This window comes from Pseudoduganella sp. RAF53_2, assembly GCF_052113985.1.
Classification (GTDB): Bacteria; Pseudomonadota; Gammaproteobacteria; order Burkholderiales; family Burkholderiaceae_D; genus Rugamonas.
In genome coordinates this window covers 1-2,309 of the sequence record NZ_JBFRDW010000807.1, presented here as the reverse complement: position 1 = coordinate 2,309, position 2,309 = coordinate 1, and the positions used below count along the sequence as shown (strand labels likewise).

The following is a 2,309-nucleotide window of genomic DNA, read 5'->3' as shown; positions in this document are numbered from 1 at the left end:
CAAGATGCCTGACAAGAACGTTGCAGACTCCCTGCAGCGTCTCCCTGGCGTGAACATTTCGCAGTCCGCTGCCGGTTCCGGTGGCTTCGACGAAAACGACCGCGTCAGCCTGCGTGGTACTGCACCGGCCCTGACCCAGACCCTGATCAACGGCCACGCTGTATCGTCCGGCGACTGGTTCGTGCTGGACCAGGTGGGCGGCGCCGTGGGCCGTACCACTTCCTACTCCCTGCTGCCCTCCGAGATCGTTGGTCAGGTCGTGGTGCGCAAGTCGCCGACCGCTGACCTGGTGGAAGGCGGTTCGGCCGGTACCATCGACATCCTGACCCGTCACCCACTGGACTTCAAGCAGTCGCTGTCGCTGGAAGGCTCCATCCAGGGCGTGTACACCACCCTGGCTGGCAAGACCGACCCGCAATTCTCCGGTCTGATCAACTGGAAGAACGATGCCAATACCTTCGGCGTTTTGCTGCAAGGCTTCAAGGAAAAGCGCCACCTGCGCCGTGATGGCCAGGAAATTCTGCAATGGACCCAGATTTCGCCGACCAGCGACTTGGCCAAGGCGAAGCCCGATCTGGCAAACGTCTGGTATCCACGCCTGATCGGCTCCTCTCTCTTCGAGCAGGAGCGTGACCGCAAAGGCGGTATGGTGGTTGCACAGATCAAGCCAAGCCGCGACTTCTCACTGGAAGGTACTTACTTCAATTCGAAGCTGGAAGCGTCCAACTACAATCGCAACTACATGACTGACATGAACGCCAACGGCGCGATTGGCGGCAATGTGATTCCGGATTCGTACACCGTGCGCAATGGCACGCTGACCTCCGTGAACTACTCCAACAAGGGTACGGCAGCGGCGCCACTGCGCTACGGTATCGTCGACGACATCGTGCGTGAAGGCGCTTACGCGAAGAGCGAATTTGCCGACATCTCCGGTAAATGGCGTCCAACCAATGAGCTGACCATCAGCGGTTCCTTCGGCCGCACCAAGGGCAGCGGCGCCACCCCATCGCAGGGCGTGTATGAAGGTGACGTGAACAACTCCGGCGTGAGCTATCAGTTGAACGGCCTGGGTGCTCCGGTATCCGTGAAGTTCCCAAGCATTGACACGTCCAAGTTCACTGGCACTATTTTGGACTGGGTGTTTGGCGCCAGCCCGGCAACCACCACCGATGAAGAAAACTACGGCCAGCTGGACGCAGCCTTCCGCGTGGACGCAGGTCCGCTGCGCGAGCTGAAGTTCGGCGTACGCGGCACGAGCCACAAGCGCAGCAATTTCGAAGTGTCGCAAGGCCCGAACTTTGCTAATACGGAAACCGGAACGGCAAACAGCAACCCCGCCTGGAACGGCAATACATACCCGAGTGATTTCGCCAGCGACTTGGGAGGTGAATTCCCACGCAACGTATGGGAGCTGGACCGCGCCATCCTGCAACAGTGGGGTAACGAGCACTCCAACCGCAGTGAGACCCGTATCTACTATCCGGATATGTTTAACCTGAAGGAGAAGACCAAGGCGGCTTACGTCTCGGGCGACTTCGAAGGCGAGGGCTGGAGTGGTAACGCCGGCGTGCGCGTGGTGCGTACCGAAGGGCAGTCCAACGGTTACCAGATCCTGCCGGTACAGCTCCCAGGTGGTAATCTGCCAGCCTTCCCATGGGGTGGTTTCGTGCAGCAGACCCGCGTGGACAATAACCACACCGAAGTTCTGCCAAGCGCCAACCTGCGTCTGGACCTGATGAAAGATGTCGTGGGCCGTCTGGGCATCTCCCGCACCATGACCCGCCCCGACTTCGGTGCACTGGGTGGTACTGTGCAGCTGACCGACGAAACCCATACCGGTAACGGCGGTAACGCAGCGCTGAAGCCGACCATTTCGAACAACCTGGACGCAACGCTGCAGTGGTACTTCGCACCGCGCGCCCTGGCTTCGGTTGGCGCTTTTTACATGGATCTGCGCAACTACGTGGGCTACGGTATCAGCCACGGCACCTTCATCGATTCGCGTGCCTCGCAACAGCAGAACAAACCAGTGTTCGCGGACTACACCATCACGTCTCCGATCAATGTGGATGCTGAAGTGAAGGGCCTGGAATTCAACCTGCAGATGCCAATCGCTGCGACCGGCTTCGGCTGGGACGGCAACCTGACCCTGGCGGATTCGAAACAGAAGTTCGGCTCCTGCCCGCAGACTCAGACTTCGACCACGGCTAATCCATGCGACATGCTGGGCGCTTCGAAAGTCACCGCCAATATCGGCGGCTACTACGAGAACGATAAGTTCAACGCCCGTATCAGCTACGCATGGC

The 2,309-nt window shown here is 59.5% G+C and carries 1 protein-coding gene; it reads left to right on the top strand.

The genetic code is table 11. From position 1 onward, the window contains the following. Positions 1-49: 49 nt before the first annotated feature. The coding region (locus AB4Z11_RS29755) for a TonB-dependent receptor (protein ID WP_442029494.1) at positions 50-2,309 on the top strand (2,260 nt) is incomplete at its 3' end.